Annotated in this window: 17 protein-coding genes; 5 read left to right on the top strand and 12 right to left on the bottom strand. The window is 45.8% G+C overall.

What is annotated here, in order from left to right:
• Positions 1-141 precede the first annotated feature (141 nt).
• The gene (locus tag BUB85_RS06435; protein ID WP_242945366.1) at positions 142-2,103 is read right to left on the bottom strand and encodes a L,D-transpeptidase family protein; all 1,962 of its coding nucleotides are present in this window, start codon (positions 2,101-2,103) and stop codon (positions 142-144) included.
• A gap of 231 nt (positions 2,104-2,334) precedes the next feature.
• Here BUB85_RS06435 and aroC point away from each other — a divergent pair, with 231 nt between their 5' ends.
• Genes aroC through BUB85_RS06415 form a run of 4 tightly spaced genes read left to right on the top strand, consistent with a single transcriptional unit; the run spans position 2,335 to position 7,199 of the window.
• On the top strand, positions 2,335-3,444 hold the full coding sequence (aroC, locus tag BUB85_RS06430; protein ID WP_073107083.1) for a chorismate synthase: 1,110 nt from the start codon (positions 2,335-2,337) through the stop codon (positions 3,442-3,444).
• Complete coding sequence (locus tag BUB85_RS06425; protein ID WP_073107078.1) at positions 3,441-4,514, top strand: ABC transporter ATP-binding protein; 1,074 nt, start codon at positions 3,441-3,443, stop codon at positions 4,512-4,514. Before aroC ends, BUB85_RS06425 begins: the two co-directional genes overlap by 4 nt.
• On the top strand, positions 4,504-5,319 hold the full coding sequence (locus tag BUB85_RS06420; protein WP_073107073.1) for an ABC transporter permease: 816 nt from the start codon (positions 4,504-4,506) through the stop codon (positions 5,317-5,319). Before BUB85_RS06425 ends, BUB85_RS06420 begins: the two co-directional genes overlap by 11 nt.
• Positions 5,316-7,199 carry an extracellular solute-binding protein gene (locus BUB85_RS06415; RefSeq protein ID WP_073107069.1) on the top strand — a complete coding sequence of 628 codons (1,884 nt, stop codon included), beginning with the start codon at positions 5,316-5,318 and terminating at the stop codon, positions 7,197-7,199. Before BUB85_RS06420 ends, BUB85_RS06415 begins: the two co-directional genes overlap by 4 nt.
• Positions 7,200-7,445: 246 nt before the next feature.
• Here the strand turns inward: BUB85_RS06415 and BUB85_RS06410 are convergent, their stop codons facing one another.
• The 9 genes from BUB85_RS06410 to BUB85_RS06370 all read right to left on the bottom strand — a co-directional run bounded on the left by BUB85_RS06410 (position 7,446) and on the right by BUB85_RS06370 (position 17,840).
• Positions 7,446-9,116, bottom strand: coding sequence for a nucleoside kinase (locus BUB85_RS06410; protein WP_073107064.1), 1,671 nt, complete (start codon positions 9,114-9,116; stop codon positions 7,446-7,448).
• Between the two features lie 14 nt (positions 9,117-9,130).
• Positions 9,131-9,931 (bottom strand): Nif3-like dinuclear metal center hexameric protein, encoded by an 801-nt coding sequence (locus tag BUB85_RS06405; protein WP_073107060.1) that lies wholly within the window; start codon positions 9,929-9,931, stop codon positions 9,131-9,133.
• A gap of 18 nt (positions 9,932-9,949) precedes the next feature.
• The gene (locus tag BUB85_RS06400) at positions 9,950-10,657 is read right to left on the bottom strand and encodes a tRNA (adenine(22)-N(1))-methyltransferase (protein ID WP_073107056.1); all 708 of its coding nucleotides are present in this window, start codon (positions 10,655-10,657) and stop codon (positions 9,950-9,952) included.
• Positions 10,658-10,666: 9 nt separating this feature from the next.
• Entirely contained in the window at positions 10,667-11,782 is a 1,116-nt protein-coding gene (gene rpoD / locus BUB85_RS06395; RefSeq protein WP_084533932.1) for an RNA polymerase sigma factor RpoD, read from the bottom strand.
• A 49-nt stretch (positions 11,783-11,831) separates the two neighbouring features.
• Complete coding sequence (gene dnaG / locus BUB85_RS06390; RefSeq protein WP_073107049.1) at positions 11,832-13,607, bottom strand: DNA primase; 1,776 nt, start codon at positions 13,605-13,607, stop codon at positions 11,832-11,834.
• A 67-nt stretch (positions 13,608-13,674) separates the two neighbouring features.
• The gene (locus tag BUB85_RS06385; protein ID WP_073107045.1) at positions 13,675-14,676 is read right to left on the bottom strand and encodes a deoxyguanosinetriphosphate triphosphohydrolase; all 1,002 of its coding nucleotides are present in this window, start codon (positions 14,674-14,676) and stop codon (positions 13,675-13,677) included.
• Positions 14,677-14,880: 204 nt separating this feature from the next.
• On the bottom strand, positions 14,881-15,816 hold the full coding sequence (locus BUB85_RS06380; RefSeq protein WP_073107040.1) for an MOSC domain-containing protein: 936 nt from the start codon (positions 15,814-15,816) through the stop codon (positions 14,881-14,883).
• A 2-nt stretch (positions 15,817-15,818) separates the two neighbouring features.
• Complete coding sequence (gene moaA, locus BUB85_RS06375) at positions 15,819-16,793, bottom strand: GTP 3',8-cyclase MoaA (protein WP_073107037.1); 975 nt, start codon at positions 16,791-16,793, stop codon at positions 15,819-15,821.
• 156 nt (positions 16,794-16,949) lie between these two features.
• Positions 16,950-17,840: a LysR family transcriptional regulator gene (locus BUB85_RS06370; protein WP_073107033.1), complete on the bottom strand. Its 891-nt coding sequence runs from the start codon at positions 17,838-17,840 to the stop codon at positions 16,950-16,952.
• A 121-nt stretch (positions 17,841-17,961) separates the two neighbouring features.
• Here BUB85_RS06370 and BUB85_RS06365 point away from each other — a divergent pair, with 121 nt between their 5' ends.
• The gene (locus BUB85_RS06365) at positions 17,962-18,555 is read left to right on the top strand and encodes a LysE family transporter (protein ID WP_073107029.1); all 594 of its coding nucleotides are present in this window, start codon (positions 17,962-17,964) and stop codon (positions 18,553-18,555) included.
• A 177-nt stretch (positions 18,556-18,732) separates the two neighbouring features.
• Here the strand turns inward: BUB85_RS06365 and BUB85_RS21145 are convergent, their stop codons facing one another.
• Both BUB85_RS21145 and BUB85_RS06355 read right to left on the bottom strand, forming a co-directional pair.
• Positions 18,733-20,589: a zinc ribbon domain-containing protein gene (locus BUB85_RS21145; protein WP_073107025.1), complete on the bottom strand. Its 1,857-nt coding sequence runs from the start codon at positions 20,587-20,589 to the stop codon at positions 18,733-18,735.
• 23 nt (positions 20,590-20,612) lie between these two features.
• Positions 20,613-21,830: a zinc ribbon domain-containing protein gene (locus BUB85_RS06355; protein ID WP_073107023.1), complete on the bottom strand. Its 1,218-nt coding sequence runs from the start codon at positions 21,828-21,830 to the stop codon at positions 20,613-20,615.
• Positions 21,831-22,002: the final 172 nt, after the last annotated feature.

Genomic DNA, 22,002 nt, shown 5'->3' with positions numbered 1-22,002 from the left:
TCAAAAGGTATTTTGACCCTTGATACCTACGGATTATTCCGCACTTCGTGCTTCCATAATCCTAAAAACATTCGAAATCCGATTTGACGTTTTCCTGTAGTGGCGTATCACTTTCTGTTGGCACACCAGGTTTAAACGTCCTTAATTATAAACAATAACAGGAAGTCCAATATTGATCATGCTGTATAATGTCTGTGCATCGTTGTAAGACATATTGAGACATCCGTGAGATCCGTTCACCGTGAAATTATCTCCGCCAAACCATGACTGCCATGTCGCATCATGGAATCCGATTCCTGACCAGGTGATTCTCATCCAGAACGTCACCTCTGTCTCGTATTCGCGCTCACCGTTCTGCTGTATCTCACCCTTAAGAATAGACGGTGATTCCTTTTCCAGAATCTGATATACTCCTGTAGGTGTCGCTTTTTCCGGAGTTGGAAGGCCTGAAACGATATCCGCCTCAAAATTCACCACACCATCCACAACATACCACATATGCTGAGAGCTCAGATTCACTTCTATATAAGTGTTTCCCCAATCGACCGCATCGTGGGATGCCGCTGTCTGCTCGTACGCCGGCTCTCTCGTAGCGACTTCACCGGCCTCGATGCTCGCGATCAGATTCTGTGTTTCCGTCGCTTCATCGATGGACCATCCATAGGTTCCTCCGGATACGCTGGCTGCCGCACCGCTAATCGATGTGAAATTACGTGTTGTCTTTACTGTATCATATTTCTGTCCCAGCTCTGCCATATAGCCTGCCACAGCATCATGGTTGAAGGTAACATTCATGTTCTCATCACAGGTTACCCATGCTGATATCAATGTGGCGTCCACCACTTCTGTATTTGGTGACATATTATATGTAATGCTTGCCTTGCAGTAACTGTTCATCTTATCACAGGCTGCCTGTACCTCCGGAGACTCCGATGTATATTTCGGCATCACATAGCATCCGTCTTCCTCCATGTTCAGTTCTGTCTTGAAGCTGGACACATACTTGTTTGCTTCTTCTGTAAAGCGATCCATATCTACCTTCGTACCAGGCACTTCCGGCTCAACAGCAAATGCTCCGTTCGCAAACTTGGGATACGCACTGACCGGATCAACCTGCTCCACCTCACTGATACATTTGAGCTGCTGCAGTGCGGCCGAAAGCTTTTCTTTATCGTAAGACACATCGATTGTAACCTTTGCACTGTTCTTTGAAAAAAATGCTTTTGGCCACAGGAATGAAACCTGCGCATCCAGTGCTTTCTTGATATCGTTGTTTTCCACATAAGAAAGGCCGATGTCCTCCCCGCTGATGGTCTCTTTTACGTTGTTTTTTTCATCGATGACCAGCTGATAGTCTTTCACCTGCTCTTTTACATATTTCTCGACGTCCGCCACTGTTTTTGTCGAAAAATCAATTCCGTTGATTTTTGTATTAAAATAGAAGTGACTCATAAAAAATACCGAGATTCCGATGTAAGCCACTGCCAATATCCCCACGATGCTGGCCAGCGTAATCATTGCTATCTTGAATCCCTTTCTATCTGGTTCAGGGTCGTCAGCACCAAATAGGTCATCAGCGTCATCATAAGACTCAGGATCCGAAACTGCTTCAGCAGCCTGAATATGCTGGTCCTCAATATTTTTTTTCTTTTTTCTGCGTTTTTTCTGAATTGCGTTATCCTCCTGCTGGTCTTCTGTTTCATACTGACCTTCTGCCGACTGTTTTTCCGGCTTGGATTGTTCTTTGTCAGACCGGTTTTCTGCGCCGGACGATTCTCCGACAAGCTTATTTTCTGCCGCGGACTGCTCTCTGACCTGTTGTTTTCCAGCCTTTGGCTGTTCGTCTGCCGACTGAGCTTTTGGCTTGGACTGTTCATCTGCAGGACGTCTCTTTTTTCTTGGTCTTCCATCATTGGAACGGTTTTTCGGCTGATCCTGCCCAGCTGCAGACCGATTTTTTTTCCTTGGTTTTCCTTCTGCTGACTGTTTTTCCTGCCCGGATTCTCCATCCGCTGGCTGGCTTTTCGGCTTAGATCCTCCATGTGATCCGCTCTCCATTCCTTCTTGACTTGTTCTATTTTCTTCCTTATTAAATTCACTCATTTAGTAAACTCCCTTTTATTTATCCATATACGATTTTCATTATAATACGAAACATTATAAAAGTACAGTGAAAAAACAGTGAAACGCCGCAAAATAAAGATTGATACTTGATTTATGTTCTTATATAATGATGTAGGGGTTAAAAGGATATCATACACCGTTTTCCCCCGATATCAAGGGCACAGGATACATTTTGCCCCCACATTACAATATGAAAGGAGTAACAACATCATGAGTGGATCAACACTTGGAAATTCATTTCGCATCATGACCTGGGGTGAATCCCACGGAGCCGGTGTCGGTGTCGTCATCGACGGCTGTCCGGCAGGTCTTGCCTTAAGCGAAGCTGATATACAACAATTTTTAAACAGGAGGAAGCCCGGACAGAGCCGGTTTGCCACTCCGAGAAAGGAATCCGACTGCGTGGAGATTCTATCCGGTGTTTTTGAGGGAATCACCACTGGAACACCAATTGCATTGATGGTCAGAAATGAAAACCAGATTTCAAAGCATTACGACGATCTGGCTTCACTTTACCGCCCGGGACATGCGGATTTTACTTTTGACCGGAAGTTCCTTCATCGCGATTACCGCGGCGGCGGACGTTCCTCCGGCCGCGAGACCATCGGACGGGTGGCGGCAGGCGCCATTGCCTCCAAACTCCTTGCGGAGCTCGGAATCGACATCCTGACTTTCACAAAATCCATCGGTCCGGTGGAGGTTCCTGCATCTGCTTACTGTTTTGATGAGATTACAGGCAATCCGCTTTACATGCCAAGTGCCGAGTATGCCCGGAAGGCGGAGGCCTATCTGGATGAACTCCGCATGCAGCAAAATTCGTCAGGCGGAAGCATCGAGTGTATTGTCCGGAACATGCCCATCGGAATCGGGGAACCTGTTTTTGATAAGCTGGACGCCTGCCTCGCAAAAGCACTGATGTCCATCGGTGCCGTTAAGGCGGTAGAAGTCGGGGACGGTGCTGCCGTTTCCACGACAACCGGGATTGAAAATAACGATGCATTTACCACTGCGGACGGGAAAATCGTCAAGAACACCAACCACTCCGGCGGGATTCTCGGTGGAATGAGTGACGGATCAGATCTTCTGCTGAAGGTTGCAGTTAAGCCTACCCCCTCAATCTCCCAGGTTCAGCAGACCGTCACGAAGGACGGGATGCCTGCTGAGCTTTCCATCCACGGAAGACACGATCCGGTCATCGTCCCTCGCGCTGTTGTAGTGGTAGAATCTATGGTGGCGCTCACCCTGATTGACCTGCTCTTCGAGAACATGAGCAGCCGGTTCGATAAAATCAAACAATTCTATTCGGAGGAAACATCATGACTAATAAATTAATCGACATCGTTAAAGTTTCCAAATCCTTTGGTGAAAATCTGGTTCTGGACGAACTGGATCTGTACATCCGTGAGAATGAATTTCTTACCCTCCTCGGGCCAAGTGGATGCGGAAAAACTACTCTTCTGCGTATACTCGGTGGTTTCGAGACTCCTGACAAGGGAGATATTATCTTTGGCGGAAAGAACATCAACGCACTGCCACCAAACAAGCGTCAGTTAAACACCGTGTTTCAAAAGTACGCGCTGTTCTCCCACATGACCATCGCAGAGAATATCGCTTTCGGTCTGAAGATCAAAGGCAAATCCAAAAGCTACATCGATGACAAAATCCGGTATGCGCTGAAGCTGGTGAATCTGGACGGTTTCGAGCAGCGGACTCCTGACTCTCTCAGCGGTGGCCAGCAGCAGCGTATCGCCATCGCCCGTGCCATCGTGAATGAACCCCAGGTATTGCTTCTGGATGAACCACTGGGAGCACTGGATCTCAAGCTGCGTCAGGATATGCAGTATGAATTGATTCGCCTGAAAAATGAGCTGGGAATCACGTTCATCTATGTCACCCACGATCAGGAGGAGGCCCTCACCATGTCTGACACCATCGTCGTCATGAACCAGGGGTATATCCAGCAGATCGGAACTCCGGAGGATATCTACAACGAGCCGCAGAACGCGTTCGTCGCCGATTTCATTGGTGAGAGCAATATTTTTGCCGCTACGATGGTAAAAGATAAAGTCGTGAAAATGCTCGGCGCCATCTGGGAATGCGTCGACGTCGGCTTCGGTGAGAACAAGCCGGTTGATGCCGTTCTGCGCCCGGAGGACATCGACCTTGTCAAGCCAGGCGAAGGCGTCATCAACGGTGTAGTCACCAACTTAATTTTCAAGGGCGTGCACTATGAAATGGAAGTCCTGGCCAACAACTATGAACTGCTGGTACACAGCACTGATATGTTCCCGGTCGGAACCGAAGTGGGAGTTAAAGTGGATCCCTTCGATATCCAGATTATGAAAAAACCGGAGTCCGAGGACGAGGAGGTTTCTAACATTGAAGAATAAGAAGCTTTTGGCCGGTCCCTACCTGTTCTGGGCTGTCTCCTTTATCATCATCCCACTTTTGATGATTGTGTACTACGGAATGACCGATTCCAAGGGGCACTTCACCTGGAGCAATCTGGCACAGATCACGACACCGGAAAACCTGAAAGCGCTGGGATTATCCATCCTTCTGTCGCTGGTCAGCACGCTGTTCTGTCTGCTTCTTGCGTATCCTCTGGCAATGATTCTATCTGAGCTGAGCATGAATCAGACCAGCTTTATTGTGCTGATTTTTATTCTTCCCATGTGGATGAACTTTTTGCTGCGCACAATGGCATGGCAGAATCTTCTGGAGAAAAACGGAGTCATCAACATCGTTCTCTCGTTCTTTCATCTCCCGGAGCTCACAATCATCAACACACCTTACGCCATCGTGCTCGGTATGGTTTACAATTTCCTGCCCTTTATGGTGCTCCCGATTTACAATGTCCTTGTCAAAATTGACAAAGACGTCATTTCCGCCGCCGCGGATCTGGGGGCAAACTACTGGCAGACTTTCTTTTATATCACACTCCCGCTGACGGTTCCAGGAATCATCAGTGGAATCACGATGGTTTTTGTACCTTCGCTGACCACATTCGTCATCTCTGATCTGCTGGGCGGCAGCAAGATTCTGCTGATTGGCAATGTGATCGAACAGGAATTTAAACAGGGCAGCAACTGGAACGTCGGTTCCGGTCTCTCGCTGATTCTGATGATCTTTATCATCGCCAGCATGGCTCTGATCAACAAATACGATAAAGATGGGGAGGGAACTGCATTTTGATAAAAGAATCGCTTAAAAAAATATACTTGTTTCTGATCATGGTGCTGCTCTACGCTCCCATCCTCACGCTGGTTGTCCTTTCCTTTAACAGTTCGAAGTCCCGCTCCAAGTGGGGGCACTTCACGCTTGACTGGTATCGCGCGCTGTTTCAGAATCAGGACATCATGAACGCCCTGTATACGACCCTGATCATCGCACTGGTGTCCGCACTGATCGCAACGCTGCTCGGAACGGCTGCAGCACTCGGGATTCAGGGCATGCGCCGCAGATTCCGCACCCTGATGATGGGCATCACGAACATTCCGATGCTGAATGCTGATATCGTAACCGGTATCTCCCTGATGCTTCTGTTCATCGCTTTCCGGTTTTCATTGGGATTTTCAACGATCCTGCTGGCGCATATTACATTTAACATTCCATATGTTATTCTCAGCGTCATGCCAAAGCTGAAGCAGACGAACCGCTCGACCTATGAGGCGGCCCTCGATCTGGGTGCATCACCTGTCTACGCTTTTTTCAAGGTGGTCTTCCCGGACATCATCCCCGGTGTTTTTTCCGGATTTCTGCTTGCATTTACCATGTCACTGGATGATTTTGTAATCACTCATTTTACCAAAGGACCTGGAATTGACACCTTGTCCACCAAGATCTACAGTGAAGTCCGCAAAGGCATCAAGCCGGAAATGTACGCGCTATCGACCCTGCTGTTTTTAACGGTTCTGGTTCTTCTGATGCTGATTAATATGGCACCGGAGAAAAATGCTGCCACCAGCGCAAAGCGCATCTCTGTTTCCAGAGGTCACAAAATCAGGCGTTTCTGTCTGCGCAAGCTGACTCCGGCCGCTATTATTATCGCCATCGTCATCGGCGGCTGCTACTACGGTTCGAAAGAATCCGGTCATTCCAGCAATCAGGTGATTGTCTACAACTGGGGGGAGTATATGGATCCTGATGTTCTTGATATGTTCGAAGAAGAAACCGGAATTGATGTGGTATATGAGGAGTACGAGACGAACGAGATCATGTACCCCAAGGTACAGTCCGGTGCGATTGCATACGATGTGGTCTGCCCGTCAGATTATATGGTCCAGCGAATGATTGAAAGTAATCTGCTGGCTGAGATTGATTTTGACAACATTCCAAATCTCAAAAATATCGGCACGACCTATATGGAGCAGTCACGCCAGTTCGACCCGGATAATCTTTATTCGGTTCCATATACATGGGGAACTGTCGGTATCCTTTACAACAAGACGATGGTCGATGAGCCCATCGACAGTTGGAGTGTTCTGTGGGATGAAAAATACAAGGACAGCATCCTGATGCAGGACAGTGTGCGTGATGCCTTCGGTGTCACCTTGAAATATCTTGGATATTCTCTCAACTCCACCGATCTGGATGAGTTGGAAGAAGCTAAAAATCTGCTAATTGAACAGAAACCACTCGTGCAGGCCTATGTTGTGGATCAGGTTCGGGACAAAATGATCGGAAACGAGGCTGCCATTGGCGTCATCTACTCCGGCGAGGCCATCTACACACAGAAGGAAAATCCAAATCTGGAATATGTTATTCCGAAGGAAGGCTCCAATGTCTGGATCGACTCCTGGGTCATTCCAAAGAATGCAAAGCACAAGGAAAATGCGGAGGCATTTATCAACTTCCTGTGCCGCGGAGATATTGCCAAGATGAATTTCGACTATATTACGTATTCCACACCGAACACTGCCGGTCGTGAACTGATCGAGGACCCAGACATTCGAAACAGCAGGATTGCCTTCCCGGATGCTTCTGAGTTGGCCAACTGTGAGACGTTTAAGTTTCTCGGGGATGAGAACGATGCCCTATACAACCGGCTGTGGAGGGAAGTAAAATCCAAATAATCTGGCTGTGGAGAGATGTGAAATCTAAATAATCTGACTGTGAAGAGATGCGAAATCCAAGTAATCTGGCTGTGGAGAGATGCGAAATCTAAATAATCTGGCTGCTGTCAGAAGAGAAAAAAGACAAGAATAATGGGAGGTGGCTGAAAACCAGCTCCCATTATTCTTGTCTTTTCCTTCTTGTTCTTTTCCCGCACTCCCGCGTTCTCTCTCGTTCTCCTTATCGCTCTCCGCTGTCGATCCATTCTACACGTCGAAGCACCCACCGCCCGTAAACTCTCTGAGCAATGAATTGATCGGGATGTTCTCGCTCCCGGCGCCAACAAAATAATCTAGAAATTTCAAGAGACGTTTTGCCTCAGGATATTCATCGCTTTCTTTTTCCACGCCGAATAAAAGAGGCTCCACATACTGCTTCAGGACAGCAAGCTCATAGAGCAGCGCCGAGTTGAACATCACGTCTGCCTCCTCCTGGAACGGGAAAATATTCTCTTCCTCTCCCCTTCTCACCGAGGGCCACATCGAGATGGTTTTCTGCGCGGAAGTTCCGCGTGCTCTTGCGTCCCGCACAATCCGTCTGATCAGCCGCCCGTCCGTTGTGGGAATCCGGTTATGTTCATCGATATTGAGCTGTGTCAGTGCACTGATATAAATCTTGAATTTATTCTCATCTGCCAGCATCTCCGTCAGCTTTGGATTCAGACAGTGAATCCCCTCTATGACAAGTACATCCTGTGCCCCCAGTCTCCGTGGCTTATTCACATAGCTTCTGCGTCCGATTTCAAAATCAAACGTGGGAATCACTACTTCTTTTCCATCCAGAAGATCGCTCATATCTTTGTTAAACGCTTTGACATCGATTGCCTCCAGACATTCGAAATTATAGTTTCCGTCCTTATCTCTGGGCGTTTTTTCCCTGTCCACAAAGTAATTGTCCACCGAGATTGGATGAGGAATCATTCCATTTACCCGAAGCTGGATTGAGAGCCTGTGCGAGAACGTAGTCTTCCCCGAGGAGGACGGTCCTGCAATCAGGATAAACTTCACAGATTTTCTTGAAGCAATCTGTTCCGCAATCTCGGCAATCCTCCGCTCCTGAAATGCCTCCTGTACCAGAATCACTTCCCGCATATTCTGATGTGCGGACATGTCGTTCAGCGCCCCCACCGTCTCGATATTCTGAAGATCGCCCCATCTGGTGGACTCCTTCAGCACCTGAAACAGCTTTTCCTGTGGTTGGAACGGCGGAACAACCGTCGGCGCTTCCATCACCGGCATCTGCAGAACAAAGCCCTCATCATACAGATGCAGCTTAAAATAGCGCAGATATCCCGCATCCGGAACCATGTACCCATAGTAGTAGTCCTCAAACTCATTCATGGTGTAAATGTTCACTCTCGAGACACGGCGGTACTGAAACAACCGTTCTTTATCATGCATTCCATACTTTTTAAAGAGCCGGATTGCCTCGGTCGTATTGACTGAGCGTTTCTTAATCGGCATCCGTTCTTCAACCATCTGCCACATGCGCTCCTCGACCCGATCCAAAAACTCTCTTGTGAGCTTCTGCTTTCCCTCTATCGTACAGTAAAGCCCTTTGCTGAGTGAGTAATGGATACGCACCTTTTCTATCTGTTCTTTGCCGCCCACATCGTGAACCGCTTTGACCATCATGAGACACATGCTCCTCTTGTACGTCTTATGCCCGATGTTGTCGCCGATCGTGACAAACTCAATCTCATGGTTTCCATCCAGACCTTTGTACAATTCCTGCAGACGATATTTATCAATAAAAACCAGCACGATCTGATACGGATACTGATTTTGAAAATCCTCTGCAATCACTTTGTATGCGGTTCCTCTCGGATATTCGCGTTTTATCTGTCCGACCTGGACCGTACACATTTTTTCTCCCATCTCACACCTCACTGTTATATAATCTGAAACGGCAGACAAAATTCTGCTGTCTCAATCTCCACTCCGTCTATACTATCTTTCAGATAGGACTTCACATCTTCCATAAAAATGTATTCCGTCCCGTAATGTCCCGCATCGATGATCGCAATCCCTTTTGCCACCGCATCGATTCCCGCATGGTGGTCGATATCACCGGTCACCAGAACATCCGCACCTTTTTCCAGTGCCGCATCAATCATACTTTTTCCGGAACCGGGAGAAACTGCCATCACCGAAACCTCCTGTTTCATATCGCCGAAGACCTTCACCTGCTCCAGGTGCAGTTTTTCCTTCACCCAGTCCGTCGTCTCTTTTAACGACATAGGATGAGTCAGCCGGCCAACCCTGCCGATCCCGTCCCGGGCGTATGTATTCATGCCCTCACGGCGGTCCCAGTAAGTCTCCTCCAGAACCACCGGCTCCTGCAGTTCGAACAGCCGTCCGGCAAGTCCGGCCATCCCCATAACATCATAATTGGTATGCATGGCATAATAAGAGATATCATACTTGATGAGATCTATGATTCTTCTGCCCGTAAAATGTTCGGAGGTCACGGATTTCAGCGGATCAAAGATCATCGGATGATGCGTAATGAGCATGTCAACATTTTTCCCAATGGCGTCTTCAATGACATCCTCTGTGGCATCCAGAGCAATGTAGATTTTTTTGACCTCTTTATCGCTTCTGCCGACCAGCAGACCCACATTGTCAAAATCAAGTGCCGCGTCCGTTGGATACATCTCCTCGAGTTGTTTCATAATGTCTCTGCACAACATAGTATCTCCCCTTTTCTTTTATTTATAGTATGCGATCCCCTCCTGAATGCATCGTATTTCTTCATTCAGCTGGGATATCCTCTCCACAATTTTTTCTCCGCGCCTGTCTGCCAGACCGGACAGTACGCGTTGTTTGATTTCCAGCTCTTTTTCCATGAACTGATACAGCACCGGATTCTGTTCCGACAAAAGCAGTTTCCCGAACCGTAGTTCTGTCTCGGACCACTTTCGGTTTCTGGATACGTATTCTCCCTCGAAGCGCACCTTCATCATCGGATAGTACTTTCCGTCTTCACAGATCATATTTTCTGAAATAACCAAAAAGCCCTTCTCTAAAAGAAAGGCTCTCACTTTATAGATTTCAGACTGTGGCTGCAAGATACATTCTTTTAATTCTCTCACGACTTCCATGCTGTCCTCTAATATCTTCATCACAAGTCCGCCGCCCATTCCTGCCACAATGACGGATTCGACCTCGCCGGGTCTGAGAGCCCTCAGGCCGTCCGACAAAATCAGCTCGATTGGGAGTTCCCCCTGCTGGCGGCAGATATTCTCTCTCGCACGCTCCAGCGGGCCCTCATTGATATCCATGGCAGTCACATGCGGACTGATTCCGTTCTGGACGAGATAAATAGGGATGTAACCATGGTCGCATCCCACATCAGCAACTGGAAGTCCAGGCGTCACCATGTCGGCGACCGCCTGTAATCTGTTTGATAATTCCATAATACCCTCTTAATCCAGATAATCTCTGAGTTTACGGCTTCTGCTCGGATGACGCAGCTTTCTGAGCGCCTTTGCCTCGATCTGGCGAATACGTTCTCTCGTTACATCAAATTCTTTGCCGACTTCCTCCAGTGTTCTCGCACGTCCATCGTTCATTCCGAAACGGAGGCGAAGCACCTTCTGCTCCCGCTCTGTCAGTGTATCAAGAACTTCGTCCAGCTGCTCCTTCAGCAATGTAGCTGCAGCTGCCTCGGCCGGAACCGGAACATTGTCGTCCTGAATAAAATCTCCCAGATGGCTGTCTTCCTCCTCACCGATCGGTGTTTCCAGAGATACCGGTTCCTGAGAGATTTTCAGAATCTCACGCACACGCTCCACAGGCATGTCCAGCTCTTTGGCAATCTCCTCCGGCGTGGGTTCGCGTCCCAGCTCCTGAAGCAGCTGTCTGGAAACACGGATCAGTTTGTTGATTGTCTCCACCATATGCACCGGAATACGGATGGTTCTCGCCTGGTCTGCAATCGCTCTTGTGATTGCCTGTCGGATCCACCATGTCGCATAAGTACTGAACTTAAAGCCTTTATTGTAGTCAAATTTCTCCACCGCCTTAATCAGACCCAGATTTCCCTCCTGGATCAGATCCAGAAAGAGCATTCCACGGCCGACATATCTCTTGGCAATGCTGACAACCAGACGCAGATTGGCTTCGGCAAGACGCTTCTTCGCCTCCTCGTCACCCTCCTCCATTCTCTTGGCCAGACTGATTTCCTCCTCCGCGCTCAGAAGAGGAACCTTGCCGATTTCCTTCAGATACATTCTCACCGGATCTTCTATACTGATTCCATCCGGAACAGAAAGATCAATCTTTTCCACATCGACCTCATCTTCCTCCGAGATAACGATCTCGATATCGTCGTCATCGTCCTCCGTATCGCCGGTGATTCGAAGCACATCGATATTATTGGTCTCCAGATACTCAAAAACCCGCTCCATCTGGTCTGCATCCAGCTCCAGGTCTTTGAAGAAATCGTTGATCTCCTGCAGCTCCAGAATGCTTTTTTTCTTTTTTCCGATAGTGACCAGTTCTTTCAACCGCTCCATGAATTTCTGCATGTTATCATCCATTTGTTTGTCCATGTGTTCTTTCCCTTCCCTATCTTGTTTTATTCTATCCTTAATCAATGGAAATATGCAGGTTTCGCAGGTCATCCAGTGCTCTTTTGTCTTTCATGAGACGCTGCAGACCTTCCATATCCGTCGGCTCCAGTGCCTTGGTGGCAGCCTCGATGCTCTGGCTCTTCACCCGGATGATGGTTTCCTTTAATGCTTTCTCCTGCTCTTCCTTTGTTGTAAGTTCCTGTATCTTTGTATGAAACAGACTCGCCACTTCATGATGCTGCTCTTCTTCGGTAAAATGACTCATGATCTTTGCCGGATTCACGCTGCCCTGCTCATACTGACCGTAGAGGATCTCCGCCACCTCCCTGTACAGACTGGTCGTAAAATCCTGCGGTCTGATGTACTTGCTGATCACTGAAAACAGACTCTCATCATCCACCAGCCAGGTCAGCAGAATCTTCTGGGATTTCAGACTTCCGTCCTCTTTTTGTTTTTCCCTGTTCATCGTAGATTTCGGCCTCGTAACCGGCTTTGCCAGTCCGATGTTCACCGCGGTTTTGCTGACCAGATTCTGAAGACTCTCGAAACTGATATGATACTGTCTCGCCGCCGCTTCTATGTAATTATTGCGCTCCAGTTCTTCCTCAAATCCCACCAGACGTCTAGCCACCTCGTGAAGAAATGCGGTCTTGCCCTCCGGAGAATCCATATCATATTCCCGTTCCAGCATTTCCAGACTGAAAAGAAAACCATTTCTTGCCTTCCCGATCCGTTCCTCAAATGCCTCCGCACCCAGCGCCTTGATAAACTCGTCCGGATCCTTATAGGGATCCATCCGGATTACCTTCGCCGCGATTCCCGCCTCTTTCATAATTGGAATCGCCCGGAGCGCAGCCTTGGTTCCCGCCTCGTCACTGTCATAAGTCAGGTACACCTCCCTGACATAACGCTTGATCAGAGATGCATGTCCCACGGTAAGTGCAGTTCCCAGCGATGCCACCGCATTCGTAAATCCCGCCTGGTGCAGGGAGATCACATCCATATAGCCCTCGCAGACCAGAAAATACGGTTTTCTGGATGTCCGCGCACGATTCAGCCCATATAAATTCCGGCTCTTGTCAAACACGATCGTCTCGGGAGAGTTCAGATATTTCGGCTTTCCATCTCCCATCACACGCCCTCCAAACCCGATGACCCGGTTGTTCACGTCCATGATGGGGAACATCACCCTGTTCCAGAACTTGTCATAAACTCCCTGTCTCTCATCCACATTGACCAGTCCGGCCTGCCGAATGACCTCCTCCGAATACCCCTTTGTCCTGAGATATTTGTATAAGTCGTCACTGTACTTGTTGGAATACCCAAGTCCAAAGGCTGTGATCGTCTCCTCCGTAAGCTCCCGGTCTGTCAGATAGGTGTGTGCCAGTTTGCCACGCTCACTCTTGAGCTGTGCGTAGAAATACTTGGCTGCCAGCTTATTCAGTTCCAGAACTGTTCCCCGGAGATTCTCTCTCTCCTTCTGTTCTCTGGAATACTCCAGCTCGGGCAGTTCCACTCCGGCGCGGTCCGCCAGAAGCTTTAGCGCCTCCACAAAGGAGTAATTCTCATATTCCATAATAAATGTAAATACGTTGCCTCCCTTTCCACAGCCGAAACAGTAATACATCTGTTTGTCTCTGCTCACCGAAAAGGAGGGTGATTTTTCGTTGTGAAACGGACAAAGCCCAAAGTAGGAACTGCCCTTTTTCTGGAGTCTGACATATCCGGAAATCACATCTACAATATCATTTTTCAATCTTACTTCTTCTAACAGTTCCTCTGAATAGTACATGTCTCCCTCCATCTATGCGTTCTATACCCCATATTATATATATTCGACACAACTTCTTGATTTCCTTTTAAATTTTCCAGGATTCCGGAATAAAATATTCCTCGAACTTTTTTACCGCGTAATTATCGGTCATTCCCGCGATATAATCACACACCACCTGTTCTTTCGTATTCTCCGGCTGATCGACAGCCAGTATGTATTGTTCCGGGAGCAGCTCCATGTGCCTGATATAATACTCATACAGCTGCACGATCATCTGAACCGCCTTGTCTTCCTCGCCCTTCGCTTTTGGATTCTTGTATACATTCTCGAACATGAACTGGCGAAGACCGATCATCGCCCGCTCCACCTTCTCAGACATCCGAATCTCCGGCTGATCCATACTGTTGGTGATCACATCATGGACCATGGTGTTCAGTCGGATTTTCAGTGAACCTCCCAAAATGTCCCGGAACTCCTTCGGAATATCGTCCTCCACAAGGATTTCGCCGCGGATTGCATCGTCAATATCGTGATTGATATAAGCGATCTTGTCTGACAGGCGCAGCACCTGTCCTTCCAGCGTATGAGGCGTTCCCGCCGTGGGATGGTTCAGGATGCCGTCCCGCACCTCCCAAGTCAGATTCAATCCTTTTCCCTGCTTCTCGACGCATTCCACCACCCGCACGCTCTGCTCGTTGTGGCGGAAATGATAGACCTGATTCAGAGCGCGCTCTCCTGCATGACCGAACGGGGTATGCCCCAGATCGTGTCCCAGTGCGATTGCCTCCACAAGATCCTCATTCAGACGCAGTGCCTTGGCAATGGTTCTCGCGTTCTGTGACACCTCCAGTGTATGTGTCAGTCTGGTCCGGTAATGGTCTCCTTTGGGGAGCAGAAACACCTGGGTCTTCTGTTTCAGCCTGCGGAAAGACTTACAGTGAAGGATCCGGTCCCGGTCTCTCTGGAACACCGGCCGGATATCGCACTCATCTTCCTCTACATCCCTTCCTCTGGAATCTTTACTCAATGCTGCATAGGGACTTAAATACTCCAATTCACGTTCTTCCAACTGCTCTCGTATAGTCATCCGCAACTCCTCCCGCAAAACACTCTGTCAGGTTAAACTTACTCTACTATAGTTTACCACCATACGCGCAGAAGTACAATCGTTGTTATGATCTGCTTCTATAAGTAGATTATCTGCATGCAAAAAGGATTGTTGCAGAAAGATGTATCCTGCAGCAATCCTTTTGAAAATCGCCTCGCGCCCAATTCACGGTATTTTCACTTTCTATGATCTTGCGCATTCTGCATCCGCACCGGTCAGAATATCCAGACCGTGCTTCAGCGATGGTAAGACAAATCCCAGGCTCTCCGACACTGCCTTCGGACTTCCGGGAAGATTTACAATCAATGTCTGATTCCGTATCACGGACACCTCGCGGCTGAGCATCGCCCGGTCTGTGATCGTCATAGAAAATGCACGGATTGCCTCCGCGATTCCCGGTGCATTTCTAGTTGCTACCGCCATGGTTGCCTCCGGTGTACAGTCTCTCGGAGAAAATCCGGTTCCGCCCGTAGTGATAATCAGATTCGCCTGTCTTCCATCAGCCAGGCGCATCAGTTCGATTTTGATGCGTTCCAGTTCATCCGGAATCAAGACCTTCTCGATCACACGGTAACCGGCATCCTCCAGCATCTGTTTGATCAGCGGACCGCTCTTGTCCTCACGTTCTCCCTTCGCACCCTTGTCACTCAGGGTCACGACGGCGGCAGTCATCCGTGGATCCTTCATCTCCGGCACGATCACCATCTCGTCACCTACACGGATGCTTCCCCCGTGGCGCACCTCGGCAAATACGCCCTGTGTCGGCATGATGCATTCTCCCATCTTCTGATAGATCTGACAGTGCGTGTGACATTCCTTTCCGATCTGTGTCATCTCCAGAACCACGTCATTACACCGGAATACGGTGCCCACCGGAAGGTTTCGGAAATCAAATCCCTCCACCACAAGATTCTCTCCAAATGCACCGGCTCCTACATCTGCACCCTTTTCATTAAACGCTTCTACCTTCTCATAGGAAAGAAGACTGACCTGTCTATGCCAGTTTCCACCATGTGCGTCTCCCACGATTCCAAACCCCACCTGAAACTGTGCACTCGTCACATCCGTCTTCTGTATTCCCCGCCTGTCGCTTGTACAGACAGCCTTTACCACTCCCATAATCATCCTCCAATTCCTGCCATCCTGCGGTCCTCCCGCTCCTCGTTATCCTGCTCCTCAAATCCGTGTCTGCGCGGTTTATGATAGACTGCCTCCCGCAAAAATTCTTCCAACTGCCCATCCGTAACCCCGCTCCGGATAAAATCCCTCACATTTAGATGACTGTGATAATTCAGACACAATTTAAGGTATCCATCTGCTGTAAGCCGAATCCGGTTGCAGTCCTGACAAAATTCATGACTCATGGCGCTGATAAAGCCGATGCGCCCCTGAAAATCCTGTGCACTGTAGTACCTGGCCGGTCCATTTCCAAGCTTCTCCTCGACCGGCATCAGCGGACCGATCTTTTCCTCCAGTTTTTTCATGATCTCCTTCTGTTCAATCCTGCCAAATTCTTTTCCGATTCCGACGGGCATCATCTCAATAAAGCGCACGTGTACCGGCTCATCCTTCGCAAGCATTGCCACCTCTGCGAAATCATCACTGTTGACTCCCATCGGAACACAATTGACTTTTACAGAGGAAATTCCGATCCGAACTGCTTCATGTATTCCTTTCAGTACTGCCTCAAGCCCTTCATGCCTTGTAATCTTCTGAAACCGTTCTTCATCCAGTGTATCAAGGCTAATATTAATCCCGGTCACTCCTGCTTCCTTTAGCTCTGGGAGAAATTCCTGCAGCCGATATCCATTTGTAGTCAATGTAATGGAATCAATTCCCTGAATTCTGTTGATTTCACGAATCAAATCACATACACCACGCCGGATCAACGGCTCTCCCCCTGTTATTTTTATCTTATGAATCCCCAGTTTCACTGCGCATCGACATATGCGGATTACTTCCTCAAAGCGCAGGATGTCTTTATGGTCAATATAGTCTACACCTTCCTCTGGCATGCAGTACATACAGCGGAAATTGCACTTGTCTGTCACTGAAATACGCAGATAGTCAATTTTTCGATTGTATTGATCCTGCATAGTACCCTCCTGTTTTGTGATTTTTTCTATCGTTTTAAGCATATTATAGCATTTTTTGTGCAATATGTTAATTTCTTTCTCACTTAATTCACTCTTGACCCAAAACAGAGACTTCTCTGCAGCCCGTTTTAGTACTCAAATCTTTCGTTCATATTATCAAAGATTCTCTTGCAAATGTTCTCTGATCAGTTGCAAAAACAGTTCCATGGCAGGAGTTGTCCAGCGATTTTTATGCTTGATACATAAAACCGGATTTCTAATTCCGGAGACAGGCGCAGAAAGCTCTACCAGTCTGCCATCGGCAAGTTCTTCTTCTACCGCAAATCTTGGCAGAAATGTAATTCCCAGATTGCTCATCACGCAACGTTTAATCGCCTCCGTGCTCCACAGTTCAATCGTCTCTTCCAACTGAATATCCTGTTCTTGCAGATAGGATTCAAATTGTCTGCGAAAAAGGCTGTCCGGTTCGTCACTGATGAGTGGAATCGATTTGACCTGATGCGGTGTCACAAAATCCGTATCTGTCAGTTCACTGGATGCCACAAGAATACATTCCGCCTGCTGTTTCAACGATTCCGTCTGAAGTACATCCCGATTCCAATCCATGCGATAAGAGATTCCCAGATCACAGCTTCCTTCTTTCAGGTTTTCTGAGATTTTCAGACAGTTACGATTCCGCAGTATAAGCTTCACAAGCGGCGCTCTGGCGCGAAACTCTCGAATAACCTCCTGCATCTGAAAACACAGCAGCGTCTCTACAATATCCACCCGCAGCGTTCCGGTAAGCGGTTGTGATGTATCTGCAATACCGCCGATCTGATCTGCGATCTCTACTAAGTCTCTGGCTTGTTCGACCACCTTCTCACCGGCCTGACTCAGAGACATCCTTCGTCCGATCCGCTGAAATAATGGTACTCGAAGTTCTGCTTCCAATTGCTGCATCTGAATTGTAATCGTAGACTGGGTATATCCAAGTGCTTCTGCCGCTTTCTGATAACTGCCATGATCAACGATTGCAATCAGTGTTCTGAGATGTTTGATTTCCATGCTGTGGCTCCCCTCCTCAATTCATTTGTATTATAAATATTATATCTAAAAAAATTTCATTATTCAAATGTTTTTATTTCTGATACACTATTGATATCAAAATAAAAGGGAGAGATCTATTATGCCACCTACCATCGTTCCATCCTTTCTGCTCTATTGCTATATTACCGGCGTTACGCCCGGACCTGCCAACCTGTGTTCGCTTTCCACGGCTCTGCGCTATGGAAAAAAGACAGCACTGCGCCAATGGCGAGGAATCTTCTTTGGATATTTCATCGTTTCCATGGGCGCGGTCCTGATTACGCACCTGATTGGGACCGTTTTAAATCAGTATGTAAAATACCTTTCATGGGTCGGGGCTGTTTACATACTCTGGCTTGCATGGCACACCTTTCATTCATCCGCATATGAAGAAAAAGAAAACATCCACGCACCGAATTTTTTCACAGGAATGTTCCTGCAGTTTACCAATGTCAAGATCATGGTATCCTGCACGACAGCACTCTCCTGCTATGTACTTCCTTACACAGATTCCTTCTGGATATTATTGTGCGTCGGACTGTTCCTTCCACTTACCGGTCCGATCGCGAACCTTCTTTGGGTGTATGCCGGGGTATCGCTTCAGAAACTGTTTCAGAATCACCGGAAGCAGGTCGATGTGGTCATGGCAATATCACTTGTGTTATGTGCTGTTACATTGGTGGTGGGGCATTGATTCGTTCCTGTTACAAGACAGGAATGTTCGGCGTAATTCGTATTGGCACCAACATAAGGATTTCGCTCCGTAAAAAAAGTCAGCCATATCTTCATAGACAGTTCCCTTCTTCTAAAGATTGCCTATTATCAAGATATGGCTGACTAGGTCAAAATATAATTTCACAAATTACAACATTTAATTTCCTAAAGCATCTACAACTCCATTCTCTCCATCCTTCCATTCACCACTATATTCAATTCCTCCATTTTCATTATAGAGTGTACCTTCTCCATTATATTCCCCATTCATCCATTCGCCACTATACTTCACTTGATTTGTCGAACGATAATAGCTTTTCCCTTTTCCTGAATACTTACTGTTTTTGTAATCACCATCATAGCGCAACCATCCATTTTCATAGTATTTGCCTCTGCCATTCTTTTCTCCTTTTTTAAACTCTCCTGTATAAACGCTAAAATCTCTAATTGTAGATGCATCTACCAAATATACTGAAAGAAAACCATATCCATACTGGTTGCCTTTTCCAGAATATTCACCGTTTTCAAATTCACCTTCATAAATACATGGATTTAACGAATTAAGTAGTGAAGAAGCCATATCATTATTTTGATTTTGAAAAAAAGCTTCCCAATGAATATCCTGACTCGTAAATTCTTCATCTACTGGTGTGGCAAAACTCATCCCTGTTCCTTCATAATGTCCTTCACTAAATTTCCCTATATATTTCAAAAGCAAATAGCTATTTTCTTCTTTTGAAAAAAATCCATCATACTCACTAATAATAAGCTCTCCGTTATTTATTTGAGCATCTACCATTTTTGTTATTATTCCCATTCCATCTGGTTTGTCATCTTTCGTCTGCCCGATATATACTAAATCCGTTTCTTCAAAAGATTTTTCATAATATTTTTTGCTAGATAAGAATCCGTCTTTTTCTTCTAGATATATCATATCCTCTTTATGTGCGTCGCAATAATCCTGAATCATACTAATTTCGCTGAACGTTTTTACCGGAATATTGTTATCTTCTAAATAAGCTTTTTGATACTCAAGTGATAAATATGGTAGTGTCGCAAGTGTCTCTTTCCTTGCCGCTTCTTCCTCTGCTTTTTTCTTTTCTTCTGCCACCTTCTTTTCCTCCGCGGCTTTTGCTTCTGCCGCCTTCTTTTCCTCCGCAGCTTTTGCTTCCGCCGCCCTTTTTTCCTCCACAGCTTTTGCTTCCGCCGCCCTCTTTTCCTCCACAGCTTTTACTTCCGCTGCTTTCTTTTCTTCTGCGGCTTTCTCTTTCGCAGCTTTTTCTTCTGCCGCCTTTTCTTTAGCTGCTTTTTCTTTGGCAGCTTTTTCTTCTGCAGCTTTTTCTTTTTCTACTTTTTCTTGTTCTTCAGCTTTTTGCTTCTCCGCTTCCTTATCTGCCAATTCCTGTTCCTTTTGTGCATTTTGTGCTTTTATTTCATTACTGTATGTCTGTGTATGCATTGCATCTGTAACTAAAAATCCTAGCGATAAACCTATACTAATGCAGACATAAGTTATAATTGTTGCTAACAGTGTGGTTCCTATTTTATGATTTTTATACAATGGTAATCTATCTCTAATGCCTTTGAAATTTGTAATAAGCATAATTGGAAGAATAAACAAAATACCAATTGCAATATAATACTGAACCACTTCAATAACTACATCCTTAGTTGTCCCTGCTCCTGTTGCCGTGAAAGGTCCAATCAACAACAATAATCCTATAATAATATATATTGGAATCATAATAATTTTCTTCCATCTATTTCCATTTGAAACTATTGGTATCTCATATTCCGGCTGAACAGGTATAATCGCATCTGAAATTTTCTCTATCTTCGCATTCTTCTCTTCAGATATATCATGCTTAAAACTCATGACCTTATCATTTACTAACTCATTGATATCATTTTCATCGATATTGCTTTTGTCACTATCTTGTACAATATTCTTTCCACAATATGGACACTTAACCCAACCTTCTTTGACTTCCTTACCGCAATATTTGCAAAACATGTATTAACCCCCTCACATTTTAACTATCGTAATATTTCATAACCACAACAAGGACATACCAACCACGTTTCTTCAATTTCTTGTCCACACTTTGTACAATAAATTCTATTGGTTTTTGTTAGTGCAATATCTCCAATGCAAATATTAGTTCCTCGAAGTAGCAGTTTTCCATTTTTTTCTTCAATAAGTCTTCTAGCCATAATAATATCATTTCGCGTATCATTATCTATTTCTTTATCTAAAATATAATCTTCTATACAATCTTTCACTTTTACATAAATATTGTAATAAATAATTATAATTACTATTTTCATAAACCATCCTGAATACAACAATCTTGGAAGTCCAATTAATAGTGCAATCAGACAAAGAAGCGCCCATAGTATCAGTTTTAATATAAATTTTGATGTAAGTCCTTTCTCTTGAGTTCCACTAACCATTTGATAATATTCTTCTTTTATTTGCTCTGCGTACTCTTGTATTTCTTTTCTGCTTTTTTCATGCGTCCATTTTTTATTTACTATTTCTTTATATGCTTGTATTTTTGCATCTAAATCAGGTAATTTTCTATTTAAGATTTCCACTAGTTGCTCATGTTCTCCTCGATATATTGCAGCCTCTTCCACAGAATCAAATGTATTTTTTTCAACTGTACGTTTTCTAACTTCATCAGCTTCTTCCACTGTTTCATATCGGACACCATTTACCATGAACTTAGAAGCATCTAAATCTGCAATCATTTTTTCTAATGTAACAAGCATGTCGTTCCCCAGTTGAAATTTTGAATTTAGTTCTTGTAATTGTACATACAGTCTTTTTAAATTGTCTGAATTTTTACGATTATTCGCAACAACCTCGGCCAATTGAACCATTTCTGCTCTTACTTTTCGAGCTTCTACAGCTAATTCTCTGCTTTCGCAAATTATCCTTTTTCCATCTACTGTCGAATATGTATTTATATCATCTATTTTTATAGTACATACGCTTTTCTCTGTTTTATCAATAAATTCTAGTTTTTCTTCTATATCTCTTCGGAGTTTAGGATTCGGGAATCCCAACCTTTTCTCTGTTTTATCTACTTGTAACAGTCCATTTTTTAGTGATTGCTCATCATCAAAATCAATTTTGTCTCGTTCTGATTCCATTAAACTTTCTTTTTGTTTATATAATTCATGATTCAATCCAAGAAAAGTTGTCAACCTATCCAGTTCATAATCTTGATCCCCTAATTGACGTAACACTATTTTATATGTTTCTTTATCTAAGGGATAATCTTTTATGCACTTTATTGCCGCACTTCTTTTATCATTGAATGATTTTTGGGGTCAATCATTTTTTTCGTGGGATTGACACCACGTAATGTATTGATTTGTTACGCCACCCTTGACCGGATGGAAAAGCAATGCTGTTCGT

This window comes from Hespellia stercorisuis DSM 15480, from assembly GCF_900142165.1.
Taxonomy (GTDB): domain Bacteria; phylum Bacillota; class Clostridia; order Lachnospirales; family Lachnospiraceae; genus Hespellia; species Hespellia stercorisuis.
This window is presented reverse-complemented; position numbering and strand designations above follow the sequence as displayed.

What these genes read in the sequence shown, in the direction of transcription:
- BUB85_RS06435 (WP_242945366.1), bottom strand. Translation starts at nt 2,103, where the DNA reads ATGAGTGAATTTAATAAGGAAGAAAATAGAACAAGTCAAGAAGGAATG.
- aroC (WP_073107083.1), top strand. Translation starts at nt 2,335, where the DNA reads ATGAGTGGATCAACACTTGGAAATTCATTTCGCATCATGACCTGGGGT.
- BUB85_RS06425 (WP_073107078.1), top strand. Translation starts at nt 3,441, where the DNA reads ATGACTAATAAATTAATCGACATCGTTAAAGTTTCCAAATCCTTTGGT.
- BUB85_RS06410 (WP_073107064.1), bottom strand. Translation starts at nt 9,116, where the DNA reads ATGGGAGAAAAAATGTGTACGGTCCAGGTCGGACAGATAAAACGCGAA.
- BUB85_RS06405 (WP_073107060.1), bottom strand. Translation starts at nt 9,931, where the DNA reads ATGTTGTGCAGAGACATTATGAAACAACTCGAGGAGATGTATCCAACG.
- BUB85_RS06400 (WP_073107056.1), bottom strand. Translation starts at nt 10,657, where the DNA reads ATGGAATTATCAAACAGATTACAGGCGGTCGCCGACATGGTGACGCCT.
- rpoD (WP_084533932.1), bottom strand. Translation starts at nt 11,782, where the DNA reads ATGGATGATAACATGCAGAAATTCATGGAGCGGTTGAAAGAACTGGTC.
- dnaG (WP_073107049.1), bottom strand. Translation starts at nt 13,607, where the DNA reads ATGTACTATTCAGAGGAACTGTTAGAAGAAGTAAGATTGAAAAATGAT.
- BUB85_RS06385 (WP_073107045.1), bottom strand. Translation starts at nt 14,676, where the DNA reads ATGACTATACGAGAGCAGTTGGAAGAACGTGAATTGGAGTATTTAAGT.
- BUB85_RS06380 (WP_073107040.1), bottom strand. Translation starts at nt 15,816, where the DNA reads ATGGGAGTGGTAAAGGCTGTCTGTACAAGCGACAGGCGGGGAATACAG.
- moaA (WP_073107037.1), bottom strand. Translation starts at nt 16,793, where the DNA reads ATGCAGGATCAATACAATCGAAAAATTGACTATCTGCGTATTTCAGTG.
- BUB85_RS06370 (WP_073107033.1), bottom strand. Translation starts at nt 17,840, where the DNA reads ATGGAAATCAAACATCTCAGAACACTGATTGCAATCGTTGATCATGGC.
- BUB85_RS06365 (WP_073107029.1), top strand. Translation starts at nt 17,962, where the DNA reads ATGCCACCTACCATCGTTCCATCCTTTCTGCTCTATTGCTATATTACC.
- BUB85_RS21145 (WP_073107025.1), bottom strand. Translation starts at nt 20,589, where the DNA reads ATGTTTTGCAAATATTGCGGTAAGGAAGTCAAAGAAGGTTGGGTTAAG.